Origin of the sequence: Halalkalibacter oceani (assembly GCF_023715605.1) — a bacterium.
GTDB classification, from domain to species: domain Bacteria; phylum Bacillota; class Bacilli; order Bacillales; family Bacillaceae_D; genus Halalkalibacter; species Halalkalibacter oceani.
Window position 1 is genome coordinate 1 of sequence record NZ_JAMBOL010000003.1, and the last position, 16721, is coordinate 16721.

17 protein-coding genes and 1 pseudogene are annotated in these 16721 nt (G+C 42.5%); 13 read left to right on the forward strand and 5 right to left on the reverse strand.

Annotated features, from left to right (window positions below; all coding sequences use genetic code 11):
- Nucleotides 1-133: 133 nt before the first annotated feature.
- From M3202_RS22285 to M3202_RS04945, 4 genes and pseudogenes are all read left to right on the forward strand, one after another.
- On the forward strand, nt 134-1711 hold the full coding sequence (locus M3202_RS22285; protein WP_285890194.1) for an NTTRR-F1 domain: 1578 nt from the start codon (nt 134-136) through the stop codon (nt 1709-1711).
- A 492-nt stretch (nt 1712-2203) separates the two neighbouring features.
- Nucleotides 2204-2662: a helix-hairpin-helix domain-containing protein gene (locus M3202_RS04935; RefSeq protein WP_251222244.1), complete on the forward strand. Its 459-nt coding sequence runs from the start codon at nt 2204-2206 to the stop codon at nt 2660-2662.
- 159 nt (nt 2663-2821) lie between these two features.
- Nucleotides 2822-3106 (forward strand): annotated as a pseudogene (locus M3202_RS04940) (NAD(P)H-dependent oxidoreductase); the annotation flags it as partial.
- A 238-nt stretch (nt 3107-3344) separates the two neighbouring features.
- Complete coding sequence (locus M3202_RS04945) at nt 3345-3743, forward strand: RidA family protein (protein ID WP_251222245.1); 399 nt, start codon at nt 3345-3347, stop codon at nt 3741-3743.
- A gap of 35 nt (nt 3744-3778) precedes the next feature.
- On the opposite strand, the gene M3202_RS04950 is transcribed toward M3202_RS04945, so the two are convergent.
- Entirely contained in the window at nt 3779-4135 is a 357-nt protein-coding gene (locus M3202_RS04950) for a winged helix-turn-helix transcriptional regulator (RefSeq protein ID WP_251222246.1), read from the reverse strand.
- Nucleotides 4136-4268: 133 nt separating this feature from the next.
- On the opposite strand from M3202_RS04950, the gene M3202_RS04955 reads away from it, so the two are divergent.
- Both M3202_RS04955 and M3202_RS04960 read left to right on the forward strand, forming a co-directional pair.
- The gene (locus tag M3202_RS04955) at nt 4269-5159 is read left to right on the forward strand and encodes an RNA polymerase sigma-70 factor (protein ID WP_251222247.1); all 891 of its coding nucleotides are present in this window, start codon (nt 4269-4271) and stop codon (nt 5157-5159) included.
- A 241-nt stretch (nt 5160-5400) separates the two neighbouring features.
- A complete protein-coding gene (locus tag M3202_RS04960) occupies nt 5401-5862 on the forward strand; it encodes a carboxymuconolactone decarboxylase family protein (RefSeq protein WP_251222248.1) in 462 nt (153 codons plus the stop codon).
- 135 nt (nt 5863-5997) lie between these two features.
- Here the strand turns inward: M3202_RS04960 and M3202_RS04965 are convergent, their stop codons facing one another.
- Nucleotides 5998-6699, reverse strand: a complete 702-nt coding sequence (locus M3202_RS04965; RefSeq protein ID WP_251222249.1) for an ABC transporter permease — start codon at nt 6697-6699, stop codon at nt 5998-6000.
- A complete protein-coding gene (locus M3202_RS04970) occupies nt 6696-7640 on the reverse strand; it encodes an ABC transporter ATP-binding protein (protein ID WP_251222250.1) in 945 nt (314 codons plus the stop codon). Before M3202_RS04970 ends, M3202_RS04965 begins: the two co-directional genes overlap by 4 nt.
- Nucleotides 7641-7806: 166 nt before the next feature.
- On the opposite strand from M3202_RS04970, the gene M3202_RS04975 reads away from it, so the two are divergent.
- Nucleotides 7807-8481, forward strand: a complete 675-nt coding sequence (locus tag M3202_RS04975; protein WP_251222251.1) for a response regulator transcription factor — start codon at nt 7807-7809, stop codon at nt 8479-8481.
- Nucleotides 8478-9536 carry a sensor histidine kinase gene (locus tag M3202_RS04980; protein ID WP_251222252.1) on the forward strand — a complete coding sequence of 353 codons (1059 nt, stop codon included), beginning with the start codon at nt 8478-8480 and terminating at the stop codon, nt 9534-9536. Before M3202_RS04975 ends, M3202_RS04980 begins: the two co-directional genes overlap by 4 nt.
- Before the next feature lie 201 nt (nt 9537-9737).
- Here M3202_RS04980 and M3202_RS22530 read toward each other — a convergent pair whose 3' ends face one another.
- Nucleotides 9738-10739 (reverse strand): GTP-binding protein, encoded by a 1002-nt coding sequence (locus M3202_RS22530; protein WP_251222253.1) that lies wholly within the window; start codon nt 10737-10739, stop codon nt 9738-9740.
- A 237-nt stretch (nt 10740-10976) separates the two neighbouring features.
- On the opposite strand from M3202_RS22530, the gene sufU reads away from it, so the two are divergent.
- The 4 genes from sufU (at nt 10977) to M3202_RS05005 (ending at nt 14179) form a co-directional block, all read left to right on the forward strand.
- The gene (gene sufU / locus M3202_RS04990) at nt 10977-11423 is read left to right on the forward strand and encodes a Fe-S cluster assembly sulfur transfer protein SufU (RefSeq protein WP_251222625.1); all 447 of its coding nucleotides are present in this window, start codon (nt 10977-10979) and stop codon (nt 11421-11423) included.
- Between the two features lie 357 nt (nt 11424-11780).
- Nucleotides 11781-12752, forward strand: coding sequence for a CobW family GTP-binding protein (locus tag M3202_RS04995; RefSeq protein ID WP_251222254.1), 972 nt, complete (start codon nt 11781-11783; stop codon nt 12750-12752).
- Between the two features lie 9 nt (nt 12753-12761).
- A complete protein-coding gene (locus M3202_RS05000; protein WP_251222626.1) occupies nt 12762-13754 on the forward strand; it encodes a CobW family GTP-binding protein in 993 nt (330 codons plus the stop codon).
- Nucleotides 13755-13771: 17 nt separating this feature from the next.
- Nucleotides 13772-14179: a Fur family transcriptional regulator gene (locus M3202_RS05005; RefSeq protein ID WP_251222255.1), complete on the forward strand. Its 408-nt coding sequence runs from the start codon at nt 13772-13774 to the stop codon at nt 14177-14179.
- Between the two features lie 99 nt (nt 14180-14278).
- Here M3202_RS05005 and M3202_RS05010 read toward each other — a convergent pair whose 3' ends face one another.
- On the reverse strand, nt 14279-15028 hold the full coding sequence (locus M3202_RS05010; protein WP_251222256.1) for a class I SAM-dependent methyltransferase: 750 nt from the start codon (nt 15026-15028) through the stop codon (nt 14279-14281).
- Nucleotides 15029-15132: 104 nt separating this feature from the next.
- Between M3202_RS05010 and M3202_RS05015 the strand changes: the two genes are divergently transcribed.
- The gene (locus M3202_RS05015; RefSeq protein ID WP_251222257.1) at nt 15133-16719 is read left to right on the forward strand and encodes an ABC transporter substrate-binding protein; all 1587 of its coding nucleotides are present in this window, start codon (nt 15133-15135) and stop codon (nt 16717-16719) included.
- The last annotated feature ends 2 nt before the right edge of the window (nt 16720-16721 follow it).

The following is a 16721-nucleotide window of genomic DNA, read 5'->3' on the forward strand; positions in this document are numbered from 1 at the left end:
TCCCCTGTAAGAAATTTTAATTCGTTCTACTTCTATCCAGTAGTACTGGTGAGATTACTATTTGGTGTTAGTGAAATTTGGAGAATACACGAGTATTAGCGAGAAAATTAAACTTTATTGAGGGAGGGAATCAATGGTTACAAACCGCATAACAAATACAAGTTTTGAAGCGGACACGTTATCACCCTGGGTTTCACTAAATGGGACAATCATAAATAATGAAAGTCATTCAGGGTTTCGCGCAGTCCAATTAAGCGGAGGAATGACAAACTCATTTGTTTACCAAACTGTTCCTGTTTCTCCTGGTGAAAGCTTTGAGCTTATTGTCTCACTTGCCAAAGTAGGAGACATGCCGGCACCGCCCATGACATTGGCGATTAATTACTACGACAATGCTTTCAATTTTATGGATTATGGCATCATCACTCATGTAGATGTCGACAGAATACCGAATGTCGAAAACGATACTTGGATTGAAGTCTATCAAACCAGTTTGCCGGCGCCAGCAGGAGCGGCACAAGCCTTAATTCTCATTAACACATTACCCGCGGAAGGCTCAGCAGATGTAATCGTAGATGACATTTCGTTACTGACAGGTACTGGGAACGGCATTGGAGTTACGGGACCAACCGGACCTCAAGGTCCCCAAGGAATTCAAGGGCCGATTGGTCCGCAGGGAATTCAAGGACCTGCCGGGCCAACTGGTGTTCCCGGAGTTACAGGACCTGCCGGACCAGCGGGTATCACCGGACCTATGGGCGCTACTGGACCGCCTGGGATAGCAGGGGTCACTGGGCCTGCCGGCACCACAGGTGTTACCGGACCGCCTGGTATTACCGGGGTCACTGGAGTTACAGGGGCCACGGGTGCGCCAGGACCAGCTGGAATGACGGGAGTTACTGGAATAACTGGGGCTACCGGAGTAACTGGAGTGACGGGAATTATCGGACCTACGGGAGTCACGGGCGCGACAGGCGTTACAGGAGCGACAGGAATGACGGGACCGACGGGGGCCACCGGACCAGCTGGAGTGACGGGGATAACAGGAGCTACCGGAGTTACGGGGCCTACGGGAGTCACCGGACCAACAGGAGCCACTGGAGTTACTGGAGTCACAGGAATTACCGGACCAACAGGAGCTACTGGTCCAACTGGTGTTACGGGCGCGACAGGGGCTACCGGACCGGCAGGAGCGGGTGGAGGATTAATTACCTTCGCTTCAGGTGATACCGTATCACTTACTACTAACAGTACAGGGGAATCCGCCACTGTTTTGGCTTCAGGGTTTGGCAACTTTAGCCCTTCTATGACCGTTACAGGAGGAACTACTTTCAGTTTTCCATCAGGCGAGGCTTTTTCCTTTGTCATGCCATTTGATGCTACTGTTGATAGTATATATATGTCTGTAACGAATCTGGCCTTTACTCCACCTTCGGGTCAACAGATTTTCCCATATGTTGCTTTAGCCACTGCACCTTCAGGCAGCAACACATTCACCATACTTCCTGAGACACAAACTTTTGTCACTACGCCATACATGGGGGGGACAGCTTATCCGGCAAATACAATTTTAGCTGGTGAGCTAACTGGAATTGGTGAAACCATCCCTGCTGGCACAAGAGTTGCGATCGTTTGCGGTTTTGAAACGACCGGGTCTCCACTCGCAGCTTCTTATCTCTTTTATTATACAGGCGGGATTTCCTTAAGTTAAATCCAGCCTGCTAAAAAAGTCTCTGCAATTATGCGGAGACTTCTTTTATGAGCCTTACCAGACTTTAACGATTGCCCATTTTATTTGCAGAAGGAAATAAACGTAAAGAAAAGAAGTATACAAAGTGAAAAATATGGTGGTCCGCTATGAAATTCAAAAACGTCATATTAATAACTGCCCTATGTGTGGTTCTCGTAATCGGGGCTGGAGTTTTGTTTGAACCATCTCCCAAAGTAGGGAGATTGATGAAGCGACCGCTGCCGTAGAAGCCGGATCAGTCGGGATTGATAGTAACGGAATCGTCACCATTCATTATCAGGGCAAGAAATTTATCACAACGGTGGAAGAGCTCGACGCACATGATGGAACATATACGATGACAGATGAAAACGAAAATCCAATCATGATGGCAATCATTGATCCTGACAATCTGGACCAGCTTAGGTTTGAACATTTTACTGAATGATTTCAAAAAGGAAGGGAAGGGATTCTTTGAGTTCTTATCCAAAATTGCCGCTTACTGCAGCAGAAAAAGCAACATTGAAAAAAGAAAAAGTGAAAAGATGCGATATCCATAGTTTTCGCCCTGATCAACTGGCTAATCTGCTACATATTCCTGTTGAACGAGCAAAAACGTTAAAAGGCCTGGCTGAATTTCAAACGGTACCGTCGATTGGTCCCAAATTAGCTGAAAAGCTATTGTATCAATTAAACATCTTTTCCTTATATGAAATTAAAGATAAAAACGGAGCTGAACTTTTCGATGAGTTAGAACAGCACTTAGGAGTATGGACGGACGCTTGTGTCGAGGATCAATTACGTTGCGTAATTCACTACGCGAACCATCCGAATAGTCAGAAGCAATGGTTTGATTTCACTGAGCAACGAAAGAAGGAGCGGGACATAACAGGCTATCCGACCAACCGCCCGCAAACAGCCTGGTATAAGTAGACGATCAGGCTCTGATGTTGTTTATCCCAAAAGTTGGGTCCCAAAAGGAACAAAGGGACTCAGCTTTTTTGTCAGCCAGGAATGGACGCAAACAATAATAAGGCAAATGTCATCACGATAACAATAACAGTTCCTACCTCTCCTAAAACGATGAGAAAAGGCCATCATTTAAAGAACCGCAAAGTCGCTTTAGCTGTTTCGGCCGGGATCAGGAAAGCTGATTATAGCGAGGAGGGGAGATATCGTTATACGCTCGAGCAGCTGTTGATTCCATTTGAAACGACATTCTTTTATTGCCAGGCTGATTACCGGTCCGTCTATGCATTTTACGGAACTGAGCACGCACCGGGAGCAACTGAGGAAGAAGAATTGAAGCCTAAACGTGACACCCTTAGCCGAAGCGCAAACGAATATCTTGCTTTCATTGAAGGAATGGTGAAATAAAAAACATGGATGATTTTTCTTAAGTGATTGTGATACACTAAGTTTACCAGTTTAGTTAATCCGTCTGTGCAGAAGAAAGGAGTATCCAGTTATGAAGAAAAGATCGCTTAAAGAATTATCCTCCGGTTATGGATACTCCACTGCTGTTTTCTTTTAGAAATCTCTTCAAGGGTGAAGTGTGTCTAAAAAGAGGTCGCTGGAGAAGCAGCAGAATTTTTCTAAAGACGGGAGAATATCAATGGATAACAATAAAATCACGCGAAAAAACCCGGCCAATATGCCGGAACCGGTCGGCAATTACACACATATTACAAAAATTCCAAGAGGCGCGGAATTATTCGTGACATCCGGGCAAGTCGGTGTCGATCAAAACGGACAATTCCCTGACAAAATGAATGAACAAATCCAGCATACCTTTGCCAACATTCGAAAAGTCTTGGCAGCGGAAGGATTGAGCTCGAAAGATATTATTAAAGTGAATATTTGGGCGGTAGAGCCGATTGATTGGGATTTCCTCTATTCAGAGTGGGAACAGCTGTTTAGCAGCGAATATCCGGCGATGACGGTAGCCTATATTACGGCGTTAGGGCTGCCTGAAATTAAGATAGAAATCGAAATATGGGCAGCTAAAGCTTAAACGACAGCCACACTTCATCCAAACATGGAACCTTTCTATTTTAAGGGTTCCATGTTTTTTTCTCCCCATTCACACATCATATCGAGAATCGGGAGAAGCGAGCGGCCGCGCTCAGATAATGAATATTCAACCTTTGGCGGAATATGTGGGAATTCTTCCCGCCTAATCAGGCCATCTGCTTCCAATTCTTTTAGCATGACGCTCAGTGTTTTGAACGAAATCGTTTCGATCTTGCGCTGTAACTCATTGAATCTCATAACTTTATTTTCCGCCAGCCAGTACAAAATCACCATTTTATATTTGCCGCCTATTAAAGACAATGTATAACCAAACCCGGTTTTCTTTATCTCCACACGTGATGGCACACAGGTTTCTATCGTTTCATTTTTCATCTAAATCCGCTCCTTCGGGAAGTTCTGCTATTAATTTAACTATTGAATTGCCAGCTGTGATTATTCTTTCTTTTGTTTAAACTTGTGTATAGGATGATTATTGAAGGACAAAAAAGGGGAGAGGCATGTAATCATGAACGAACAAATGTCAGAAATAGATGCTCTTTATCAAACATATCAACCATTTCTCTTTTCTATTGCCTATCGGATGCTTGGAACGATTACCGATGCTGAGGATGTCGTACAGGACTTATTTTTGAACTTCACACCAGATCTTACTCAAATTAATGACATGAAAGCATACCTTGCCAAAATGATCACAAACCGTTGTTTAAATTTCCTGAATTCCGCCAGGTACAAAAGAGAAATATATACAGGACCCTGGCTTCCCGAACCCCAGGTACATTCAACAGAGCACCCTTTGGATAAAATAATCAACGATGAAGCTGTCTCTTATGCGTTTCTCGTTATAATGGAGCAGCTCTCACCGGCAGAACGAGCAATCTTTATTTTTAGAGAAGCACTATGTTACAGCTATAAGGAAATTGCTGAAGTTATCGGAAAATCTGAAGCAAACTGCCGAAAAATCCACAGCCGGGCAAAAAAGAAATTAGCAGGTCAATGGCCCCTTTCCACCGGCAAAGCCGAAAAGCATAATCATCTTGTCAAAACATTTATCAAGGCTTCAACGACCGGAGAGATGTCTGAGCTGATCGAGGCTCTGTCAGAAGATGTAATAGTCGTAACTGATGGGGGCGGCAAAGTTACTTCTGCATTGAACCCGATATACAGCAAAACAAATGTCGCTGCCTTTTTATTGGGCATTAGCAAAAAAGGTGCTTTCAAAGGAAAGCTTATGCCTGTGAAAGTCAATGACCGTCCAGGTATACTTCAAATCATCGATGGTGAGCCCAGTCATGTAATCAGTTTTACTTTGGATAAAAACGAGAAATATATTGAAAGAATTTATATTGTACTCAACCCTGATAAATTAAGTCATATTGCTATTTCCGGGTTGTCATAAAGGGGCTGGGACAAAAGGTTGCTTTTTTACCTTTTTCCCAGCCCCTAAGCTATGAGTGGAGCCGCCACGATCTTTAAAAGCCCGATGTGAGTGGGTTTCTCACAACGGGATTGCGGCGATTTAAGCCATTGCTGTTCCATGCTAATTAGTTTTGTCTGATCCTCTTTTTTGTGTCACACAATCATCCTCTATTTTGTCTTGATTAGTGAAAGACCAAAATAAAGCACTGGAGGAATGTAAGATGAAACAGCGTGTCAATTATTTCAAGACTAACCCGAAGGTTTTACAGTTAATGCTTCAATTGGAGGAGTATAAGAAAACGACCGGATTTGACAGCAAACTAATCGAATTGATTAAAATCCGCGCCTCTCAAATCAACGGCTGCGGCTTTTGCCTCGATATGCATACGAAAGATGCCCGGGCAATCGGTGAAACCGAGCAAAGAATCTATTGCTTGAGCGCATGGCGCGAAACACCCTTTTATTCAGAAAGAGAGAGGGCTGTTCTTGAATTGACTGAAGCAGTCACTACTATTTCAGCGGGCGGAGTGCCGGATGAAGTGTATGAAAGGGTCCGCAAGCATTTTGATGAAACGCAATATATCGACCTTGTCGCTATTATGATTACGATTAACGGCTGGAATCGATTAGCCCTTGCAGCGCAACTGCTTCCGGGAGATTACGAGGCTCAAGCGGTTAAATAAGGATGAGGAGGTTGGATCGCTTTTCGTAACCTTAACAAGCCCTCATCTCAACAATGAGGTGAGGGCTTGTATAACTCGAGTTATCAACTTCATGTAACTGGCTAAGATGGTTGTGGCAAATCTCCCATGGAATTATTACTTTTGCTCAGCAAATCTCCACCATGCAACAGTACCGACAAACCCTGCTATTCCCGTAGTGACAAGAATTGAGATGCTGATGAATCCGATATCAGTTCCGGTTAGAAGCAGCACCGGTATAGTCCAGGGGAAATAAGGGCCGATCCCCAGCTGCATGACTACATTGGAAACAATAACGATGACAAACGTCAGCCCGATCGGGGCGAGGTAACCTTTGGTAACATTTGCTAATAAAGCGCTCGTTGTACTGACCACTGTAATCAATAGCGATATCGTCATGAAAGTTGAAAAGATACCTAAAATAAAAGGTAACGAACCATCACTGACTCCAAGGAGGATTCCCGCTCCTACGAGTACCAAAAAGGAAAAAATCGCCAAAAGCACATTCCACATTGTAATAACGATGAATTTAGACAACACACTATACCATTTCGAAATCGGCTTGACGAGAAGATCCTTGATCGTGTTGTCCGTGTACTCCCGTCCAAAGACCCATGCGGATGTAAAGGAAAATCCAACCACCAGCAAGGAAGCGATGGAACCAAGCAAACCTGAAAAATAGGTCTCCCAATTGTCCCCAGAACTATTGAAGAAACCGACCATTGCAGGCAAGATTGCAAATGCCGCAAGGATAACCCAAAACACCGTGGAACGCCAGACTTTACGTACTTCATTATGAATAAAGGAAAGTATATTCATGATTGAATCCTCCCTGCCGTACGAATAGCTCGCAGAAAATAACCTTCCAGATCTTCAGTTACAATACTCAAATGTGTAGGAGGCTGATTGAAGCGCACTAACAGCTCCGCAAGCTTTTCAGGCTGTGCTATCGCTCGGGCTTCCGTAAGTTCTAGACGTCCGTCAGCTGTATTCTTGACATCATATCCATGCTCCGTGAGAATACGCTGCATCGTGCTTTGATCGCGTCCATTTAGAACCAAACGTTTTTCAAGCGACTGCTGCAGCTGATTCATTTTCATATCCTGGATCAGCTGTCCTTGGTGCATAATCCCGATGCGGTCGACCAATTTGGCCAGTTCCTCCAACAGATGGCTCGATATGAATATCGTAACGCCAAAGTTTCTTGATAAATCAAACAGCAGCTCTCTGATCTCAACGACACTGGCCGGATCAAGACCGTTAGTCGGTTCATCGAGAATCAAAATTTCCGGGTTATGAATCAAAGCCTTCGCCAATCCAATCCGCTGCTTGTTCCCTAAAGAAAGATTTTTGGCTTTTTTGTTTTTATGAATATCGAGACCAAGCTTCTGAAGCACACGGTCAATGGACTTGTGATCAGTAATCAATTGCATTCTGCGTGCAATATCCAGGTTTTCCATTACCGTCAGCTCCGGATAGAAAGTTGCTTCCTCCAAATATCCTACTTTGTCCCATAGTTGATAGTTGCCGAAATCAACCTTGCTGCCCAACATGTAGATGCTGCCGGAGGACGGTTTAAGCAACGACAGAAGCATCTTGATGGTCGTTGTTTTGCCGGCCCCGTTCAAACCGAGAAAGCCGAAGATCTCCCCGCTGTTTACTTCAAGCGAAAGGTCGCTGACGGCGCGGTATGAGCCAAAGCTTTTGCTAACATCTTCCAACTGTATTGCAGAGGAGATGCCTGTTTTATTTTTACTCATCAGATAACCACTCCTAACTTTTAATTTTCCACTCTGTGACTTTGTGTGAAGCCTACCTGCACTCTAATTTTCAAACATCAACTGAACCTCAATTTTTACGTCGCAGCATTGTTGATATTCAGTTTATCTTTCAGGAGTATACTAGTAGAAAAGGGGGAGACAGACAGTGTTTGACATTTTAGTGGTCGAAGATGATATCAATACTCAAAAGCTGATGTGTGCCGTGCTAAGACATGGGGGCTATAACGCTTATACTGCAAAAAATGGACTTGAGGCGTTGAGCAGGATGGAGACACGCCGCTTTGATTTGATTGTGCTGGATTTGATGATGCCCGGAATGGATGGTTATCAGCTGTGCAATGAATTGCGCGGTACGGGAGACGACATCCCGATTCTGATGGTGACTGCCACTCATGAAATCACAGATAAACATAAAGGATTTCTTGCGGGTACAGATGATTACATGACGAAGCCGTTTGATGAGCAGGAAATGTTATTCCGCATCAAGGCACTGCTGCGCAGGGCGCAAATTGCCACTGAGCACAAACTTGTACTGGGGGAAACGACTTTGGATTACAACACCCTTATGGTCACAAGAGGAGCCGTACAAACGGTTCTGCCCCCGAAGGAGTTTTATCTGCTGTTTAAGCTGTTGAGCTATCCCAACAAGATTTTTACCCGGCTTCAGCTAATTGAAGATATTTGGGGCCTGGAATCAGAATCCGATGACCATACGTTGAATGTCCATATCAACCGATTACGTGACAAATTCAAAGACAACCCAGGCTTTGAAATCGTCACTGTGCGCGGGCTCGGTTATAAAATGGTAAAACGTGTATGAAATCACTCAAAGAGATCTTCCCGAAAAAAATCAGTCTTGCGTTTTCCTTAGTGGCTCTCGTTTTTTTTGTGATGGTTTTGTCTATCTTATCTGCAGGCTTGTTTGCTTTCTTACTGAATTGGCTTGAAGTAATTGACCTGAATCAGTCGGATCCAAAACGTGGTATTTATGTATTGCTGTACATTAGTATTTTTCTTGGTGTTGTGATCGCAGCACTGCTGAGCCGGCGATCCGTCAAACCGATTCGGGATATGATGAAAGCGACCAACAAGGTGGCCAAAGGTGATTTCTCAGTTGAGGTAAAGGGTAGTTATGTTTTTGAACTGGATACACTGGCCGCGAGCTTTAACAAAATGGTAAAGGAACTGCAAGGAATTGAAACTTTGCGCGCTGATTTCGTGCGAAACTTTTCCCATGAATTCAAAACTCCGATCGTCTCCATCAGCGGTTTTGCTAAATTATTGAAAGAGGGCAGCCTCAGTGAGAAAGAGAAACAGGAATACCTGAATAGTATCATTCAAGAATCCGAACGTTTGGTTGACCTTTCCACCAGCATTCTTAATTTGTCAAAGGTAGAAAATATTGAAATTATCAGCGAAAAGACAATCTACCGTCTCGATGAGCAAGTACGGCTGGCGATCTTGATGTTGGAACCGAAATGGAGCGCCAAAAATCTTCACATGGATGTTGAACTGGAGGATGACATTGACATTCTTGGTGCCAAAAACTTAATTCAACAGATTTGGCTCAATCTTCTCGACAATGCAATTAAGCATACGGACAGCGACGGAATAGTGAAAATCGGTTTATGGACGAATGGACGAAAAGTTACCTTTCGGCTCGAGGATAATGGATGCGGCATGAATGATCAAACGTTGAGCCGCATATATGATAAGTTTTATCAGGGAGATACTTCCCATTCAATGACAGGAAACGGACTCGGATTAACAATCGTTAAAAGGATTGTCGATCTTTGCGGCGGTACGATTGACGTGCAAAGCGAGCTCGGAAAAGGGACTGTTTTTACGATCATACTGCCGTTGGAAAAGCATTAAAAACGCTGAAAATTGGATTGTATCGATAATCGCGGGAAGGGGGGATAAGAGACACCAGGGTAAGAAATTATGGCACTAACAGAGGGGGCGATCTCGTTCTTCTTGATAAATCGAAGTTGGATCATATTGGCAAAAATTCTACTTACAATTAAAAGCTGGGGGAAAGTTACTCATCTTCTATCGAATATTCCCCCATAATCTTTAGGATGTGACCGTCGTTCTCAGACAAGCCTCTATTTTCTTTTGAATGTCATTCCTATCAAGCTCTTCTCCAATAAAAAGGAACTCAGAAAATACATCAGATGACCACGACGGCATGTGAAAGGTATGAAGCCGGATCGACGCACCTATCTGGGAGATCTCATAGAGTTCCTCGCTGCCTGGGTTATAGCATCTTCCTTTCATTCGGAACACTTCATTTGGAAATTGTTCAAATAAACGTTCTAAATGAGAGAGGTCAATTGGATACTTGCTTTTATAAACATATGTATCGATTCCATAGTGTCCTAACATCACTAATTTGCTTCTGGACTCAAATAAATTGATTTGGTCATCAAAGAGGGAAGACACTGAATCAATACGATATGCTGCATTCCTGTTTTCATTAAACCGAAGGAACTCTTCGAAAGTGATGACAGCTGATTGTGGCTGCAAGTTCCTGATAAAAGAAAAGATCGCACCCGCTTGTTCATAGGATACGCTTTCCGCATGACATATAACAATGGTATCGGCCGCTTCTAATTGATAAATAAGTGCTTCTCCCAATGTATAGTTTGAATCGGGTTGGACGGATATTTCATGTTCCGAAAAATAAGAAAACCAGAATTCTCTCGCATCTACAAGATGGATATGAGATTTCAGCTTTGTATATTTTAATTTAGAGGACCATACTTCTGAAAGAGTTGCTGCTGAAAGGGGGAAGACATCCACTACAATTTCATCGATATGATTTCTTATCTCTTCGTTCAGAAGCAATGTATGCAAATCATCCATATTGTTTATTTCTATATCATGGACAGCTTCTCCCATTATAGTTGTTAGTGGAAAGAGATCATCAACCTTTTCGGTTAATTTACTATTGGTTGGCCGGTAAAGTACGTAACCCATTTTTTTTGATTGATTTCTTTCCATTTCTTTTATTAATAAGCCTTTATCCTTTAAAGAAAAGCCTGTTAATAAAGTGAAAGGTAGTTGTTTTTCCACGCATTACACATCCTTCAGAGTTGACCTTTACGACTACGTTCGATTTTAGCAGCAGAAGTCACATTTGAAAATAGTAATTATTACGATTTAAAAAATATCATAAAGGAAAGTTGAAATGAAGTAAAGTGAACGGATAAAAAATAGTAACGATTTTTGTTCAATTAGACTTATTCAAAAAAAATGTGTATATTAGAAGTATAAATCGTAATGGTTATGATTTGTTCTTTTGAAGGAGGGATTCCTATCCTGGACCAGCTATATCGGCAACTTGTAATGGATCATTCGAAAAATAGACGAAATCATCGGAAAATAGAAGGAGACAAGGTGCTGCAAAAACATTATAAAAACCCGACCTGCGGTGATGTAATGACTCTTTTTATACAGCTGTCTGATAAACGCACAATAGAAGATATTTCGTTTGTTGGGGAAGGGTGCAGTATAAGCATGGCATCAGCATCGATGATGACGGGCCTGTTAAAAGGAGCTTCCCTAAAGGAGGCTTCACAATTGCGGCATGCGATGGAAAAAATGATTCGGGAAGGTGATATTCCGGAAGATGTCGATTTAGGAGATGCCTTAGCGTTGGAAGGTGTGCATAAATTAAAAGCTCGCCACAATTGTGCGTTAATGACTTGGCAGGCTCTTGATCGTACTTTAGATGATTATGAGGAGTATAGCAAGTAGAGGTGTCGTTTTTTTTCAAGAAGCTTATTTGAGTTTTCTTTAGTCGTGCAAGCGGATGTGATAACAGAAGATCAATGGCTAATTAGCAGGAAAAACAGTAATGATTACGATTATCAAAAAGGAGGCCTGAAAGTGAGTGTGGAGTAATATTTTGCTAAACACGTATTTTGAAACCGCAATTAAAAAAGGACAAGTTTACTATGATCGCTACTCTAAACCTGGTGCGGATACTCTGAAGCAATAGAATATCCGACTTTGGGAAGAAGCGAGTTTAAGTGGATTTGCGCTTGCTATGAAAAAAAGATATTGAACCTATTGTAACGGTGGGATAGGGGATTGGAGGAAGGAGCATCCATGTTGGACATCCGAAAAGCTGATATCTATATACTGACCGGGTTTTTAGGCAGTGGAAAAAGCACTCTGTTAACCAGGCTGTTACAAACAGAAAAAGAAAGGGGGAGACGCGCCGCAGTATTGATGAACGAATTGGGCGAAATGAGTATTGATTCCAGTATTGTCCCACCTGGTACCCCATTGCTCGAACTGTTGAATGGCTGTATTTGTTGCACAATAAATGCTGAATTAAGCTACCAATTAAAGTTGTTGCTGGAAGAACATGAACTGGATGCTATTTATATCGAAGCAACAGGAGCAGCCCATCCGATTGAGGTGATTGATGCATGTACCCATCCGATGCTGGCGAATAAGGTGAAAATCAAGGCTGTTATTACGCATGTCGACGTGATGGCGTGGAAATATGGAAAAATGAGTCTCAAAGTGAAAAAGCTGCTTAAAGAGCAGGTGAAATTTGCTGACATTCTCGTGCTGAACAAAACGGATGAATTGGAAGCCAATGAATTATCATCTTTGATGAAAGACATTAAAACGATTAACTCGCAGGCAAAGCTGATTCCTACAACCTTCTCACAAGTCGCCCCTGACCTTTTATATGAGCGGAGCAATATAAGCAGAGGAACAGACCAGAATCGCTCTCACGATTCTTCTCATGGAGCACATGTTCATTACGATCTGCATTTGCATACGTTTCATTACCGATTAACAGCTGCCCTTGATCGGGTCAGCTTCACAAATTGGATAAAAACAATTCCCGGTCAACTGTATCGGGCAAAAGGATTTGTAGCATTTACAGAGACGCCGGGTCTGTTTTTATTCAACTATTCTTATGGAGAACCAATCTTCGAACGCGTTCCCGCGCAGAGCTTTGAACCCGTTCTCGTTTTTATCGGGGACGATCTCGATCATCAAAAGATGGAAGCTGATTTACTCAAATTACAAGCTGAACCTGACTTTTATAACAAGGAGAGATGACAATTGGATATGATCAAACAAGTGCCTGTGACGGTGATAACCGGGTTTCTCGGAGCGGGCAAGACAACGCTGCTTAATCATCTTCTGACGGCAGATCATGGCAAAAAAATAGCCGTTATTGTAAACGAATTTGGAGAAGTTGGGATTGATAATCAATTAGTAGTTGGCGCAGAAGAAGAAATTTTTGAAATGAATAATGGGTGCATTTGTTGTACAGTTCGAGGTGATTTAATCAGAATTCTTACTGATCTCATGAAAGCAAAACTAAATCCGCTCGAGCCGAAAGTCGACTTTGACCGGATTGTAATAGAAACAACGGGATTAGCTGAACCCGCTCCCGTTATTCAAACCTTTTTTGTCGATGAGGCGATGACGCGATTCTATCAAATCGATTCAGTCGTAACCGTAGTGGATGCCAAACATGCCAATCAGCAGCTTGACCAGGCCCATGAAGCACAGGAGCAAGTTGCATTCGCTGACATCATCCTACTGAACAAAGTCGACCTTGTCAGCGCGGAAGAAGTAAATGGACTCGAAAAACGATTACGTCACATGAATCCATCGGTCAAGATGTTCAAAACAGAAAATTCAAAGATCGAGCTTGATAAGATTTTAGATATCCATACATTTGATCTGGATAAAAAATTAGAGGTGGATCCGGACTTTTTAACTGATGACCACCATGACCATGAGCATGATGATCAAGTAACGTCTTTCGTATTAAGGGAGGAGCGCCCTTTAAACTTAGATAAGCTCGAAAAAATGGTCACTCATTGGATTAATGATTACGGAACGGAGATGTATCGCTACAAAGGCATTTTGAATATAAAAGGAATGACTGAAAGAGTCGTATTTCAAGGTATCCATATGCTGTTTGCTTCAACAGTCGACCGCGAGTGGACAGATACGGACACAAAGCTCAGTGAAATTGTTGTGATTGGAAAAAATTTAGATCAACGCCACTTTCAAACACAGTTTGCAGAGTGTGTGGAAATCGACTGAAGAGAAGGGAGGATCTCATGAATAGTACGACCGCACTGGATATTCTAGCGAAGAAAGGCTATAAAATCACAGATAAAAGAGAAAAGATAGCGCAAATTTTCTGGAAGAATAATCGCTTTTTATCAGCCAGAGCCGTTCACAATGTCATGAAAGTGGATTCTCCCAGTTTAAGTCTTGATACGGTGTATCGAAATATTAGGTTATTTGAAGAGCTCGGCATTTTGGAGGCAACCGAATTAAACAGAGAAAAGCATTATCGTTTTACATGCACGGATCACCATCATCCGCTGATTTGCATTCATTGCGGCACAGTGAAAAAAATAGATATTTGCCCAATGGATCACTTGTTTGACTTGCCCGAAGGCTTCCTCGTTACGGGCCATAAATTTGAGATCTATGGCCACTGTAGCGACTGCCATTCATAAGTAATCGGTAAAAAAGCTGCTGAAAAAGAACGATTTTCACTTTTTCAGCAGCTTTTTTGATATATACCTTCACTAGCTAAATTCAAATTATTAATACCATCACTTTATTCCGGTTATCGAAAAAGAAGGGATCGATTTGTAGGCGATTTGTTCTGCTTCCGTATAAACCCGCTTGTCAAAGTCTTGTCTGATTTTAATATGGCGGAAGCCTAATTGAAATAAAATAGCGCGGTCCCATTCAGGCCGCATTGCATACGTCATTGGCAAATAAGTTGAAATTTCGTCTCCTTCTTTGAAAAGCTCTTCCTCCTTATATTGTGGAAACCCGTGCTTTATTGCCTCTTGAACATCCTTTTGATACATTTCACCGTACTGTTCATTGGCAATGGGTAGATTCCAATTCGCATCGAAAATGATCAGCTTTCCGTCTTTCTTCAACCATTTGTGCCAGTCAGAGTACACTTTTTCCGGCCGATGTAATGTCCAGGTTACATTGCGTGAGAGGATGATATCAAACGTATTCACAGGGTTAAAGGAGGAATCTCCGGTTACATGAATAAATTGCGGCTGTACGTGTGCTAATGCACTGTTCTTTTTTGCTGTTTCGATCATCTCTTTAGAAAAGTCAATCCCGGTTACCTGATGGCCCATCTGCGACAATATGATCGAGAAAAAGCCTGGTCCGGTTCCAACATCCAATATTTGAAGTGATCGCCGATCATCGGCGAGGTGCTCCTTTAGCAGGCTTTGCCAAGCCTCTTTTTTAAAGCTATGCAGCTCTTCTTGAATAATGTCATCATAAATGACTGCACTTTTATTCCAATAATCCTGATGTTTTATTTCATCCATAGGGCACGCTCCTTTGTAAATAACTGTTGACTTTTAAAATAATTACTCTATTATTTTAAACGTAATGATTCCTATTTTCAATAAAAGATTCAGGAGGATGCATCATGAAGAGTAAAGGTTACTATTTTGTTTTGATGGCATTTATTTTATTTTTTACAGGAGCCTGTTCCGAAAAAGAGAATGCAGCAGAAGAGACGGCATTACATGAAGATTCACAGACGATACAGGTTGCGATTGCGACTGACACGGGAGCGGATAAGCTTGATGCCGCTTCGTATGATGGAGCGATGTCGGCCTATACAGCTATTTATGAACCGTTGGTTGAATATGGACCAAAGGGGGACATACAACCGGCTCTTGCTCAAGCTTGGGAACTATCTGAAGATGGCAAGCAGTATACTTTTTATTTACGCGAGGATGTTTATTTTTCAGATGGATCGAAAATGGATAGTGACGCTGTGCTCTTTTCGATTAACCGCTGGAAAGGAAAACAGGAGCATGATTGGTTAAAAACAGCGTCTACGTTGCAAACTGTCGAAAAAATAGATGATTATACGATCAAGCTTACGTTTTCAGAACCAAGTGCTGACATTTTAAATGAATTAACTGCTGCCCGTCCTTTACGGATCATGAGCCCAAATGCAGTAGAGCCTGCCGGTGATCCAGATGGAGAGTTTGTCAACGCAATTGGAACGGGACCGTTTCAAATCGACGATTACCTAAAAGATAAAGAAACAACGTTCATCCCAAATCCAAACTATTGGGGAGAAAAAGCGCAAATCGAGAAAATGGTCTGGAGGGTCATCCCGGATCCGGAAACTCGGTCCTTAGCCCTGCAGGAAGGCAGTATCCAATTGGCCGGGGGAGAAATGAGCAAAATCCCGTACCAGGCTTTACGTACTTTTAAAGATGATGATCAGTTCAAGGTCGAGTCTAAGCCCGGAACGATGAACTACTTTCTCGTAATGAACAACGGAAGAGAGCCGCTACAGGATGTAAAAGTACGACAAGCCTTAAATTTTGCGATTGATAAAGAAAGCCTTGCGAATGAGTTGCTTGATAAAAATGGAAACGCGGCAAAAGGCTTATTTGCCGAAACAGTCCCTTTTGTAAACGAACAGAACAGTCCTGGATACGCTTATGATTTAGATAAGGCAAAAGAGTTGTTGAGAGAGGCTGGATATGGGGAGGATGACAATCAGCTAAAGCTAAAACTTGTTTTGCAAACAGAAGAATTTCCAGAGTGGAAACAAATTGCTGAAATGATTCAAAGTGATTTTAATCAGGCTGGAATTGAAGTGACACTGGATAGTATGGAATCGGCAGCTTATTACGATAACCTATGGGAAAAGCAGGACTACGATCTTTTTATCTATCGTACATACGCAGACGGGCTGAACCCTCAAGGCTTCCTTGATGCACTTTTTACAATCAATGAACAGGGGACGGGAGTGGGCTTTACTGATCCGACACTTTCAGAGCATATTCACGAGGCCGCAAAAGCGCTAAGCGACGAGGATCGCCAAGCTGCCTATAATACAGTGCTATCTTATATGCATGACAATGCCGTAACGGTACCTTTGTTCTATCCAAATGAAATTGTGGTCCGTGACGCGGGACTGGAAGGGTTCGGCTGGGGTGCCATTAGTGATCACCCTGTACGATGGAATAAGCTGAAAAAGGAAAATTAACA

Excerpts from the sequence above, each read along its gene's own strand:
- M3202_RS05000 (WP_251222626.1), top strand. The coding sequence starts at position 12,762 with ATGATCAAACAAGTGCCTGTGACGGTGATAACCGGGTTTCTCGGAGCG.
- M3202_RS04955 (WP_251222247.1), top strand. The coding sequence starts at position 4,269 with ATGAACGAACAAATGTCAGAAATAGATGCTCTTTATCAAACATATCAA.
- M3202_RS05005 (WP_251222255.1), top strand. The coding sequence starts at position 13,772 with ATGAATAGTACGACCGCACTGGATATTCTAGCGAAGAAAGGCTATAAA.
- M3202_RS22285 (WP_285890194.1), top strand. The coding sequence starts at position 134 with ATGGTTACAAACCGCATAACAAATACAAGTTTTGAAGCGGACACGTTA.
- M3202_RS04980 (WP_251222252.1), top strand. The coding sequence starts at position 8,478 with ATGAAATCACTCAAAGAGATCTTCCCGAAAAAAATCAGTCTTGCGTTT.
- M3202_RS04965 (WP_251222249.1), bottom strand. The coding sequence starts at position 6,699 with ATGAATATACTTTCCTTTATTCATAATGAAGTACGTAAAGTCTGGCGT.
- M3202_RS04950 (WP_251222246.1), bottom strand. The coding sequence starts at position 4,135 with ATGAAAAATGAAACGATAGAAACCTGTGTGCCATCACGTGTGGAGATA.
- M3202_RS05010 (WP_251222256.1), bottom strand. The coding sequence starts at position 15,028 with ATGGATGAAATAAAACATCAGGATTATTGGAATAAAAGTGCAGTCATT.
- M3202_RS05015 (WP_251222257.1), top strand. The coding sequence starts at position 15,133 with ATGAAGAGTAAAGGTTACTATTTTGTTTTGATGGCATTTATTTTATTT.
- M3202_RS04960 (WP_251222248.1), top strand. The coding sequence starts at position 5,401 with ATGAAACAGCGTGTCAATTATTTCAAGACTAACCCGAAGGTTTTACAG.
- M3202_RS04970 (WP_251222250.1), bottom strand. The coding sequence starts at position 7,640 with ATGAGTAAAAATAAAACAGGCATCTCCTCTGCAATACAGTTGGAAGAT.
- M3202_RS04945 (WP_251222245.1), top strand. The coding sequence starts at position 3,345 with ATGGATAACAATAAAATCACGCGAAAAAACCCGGCCAATATGCCGGAA.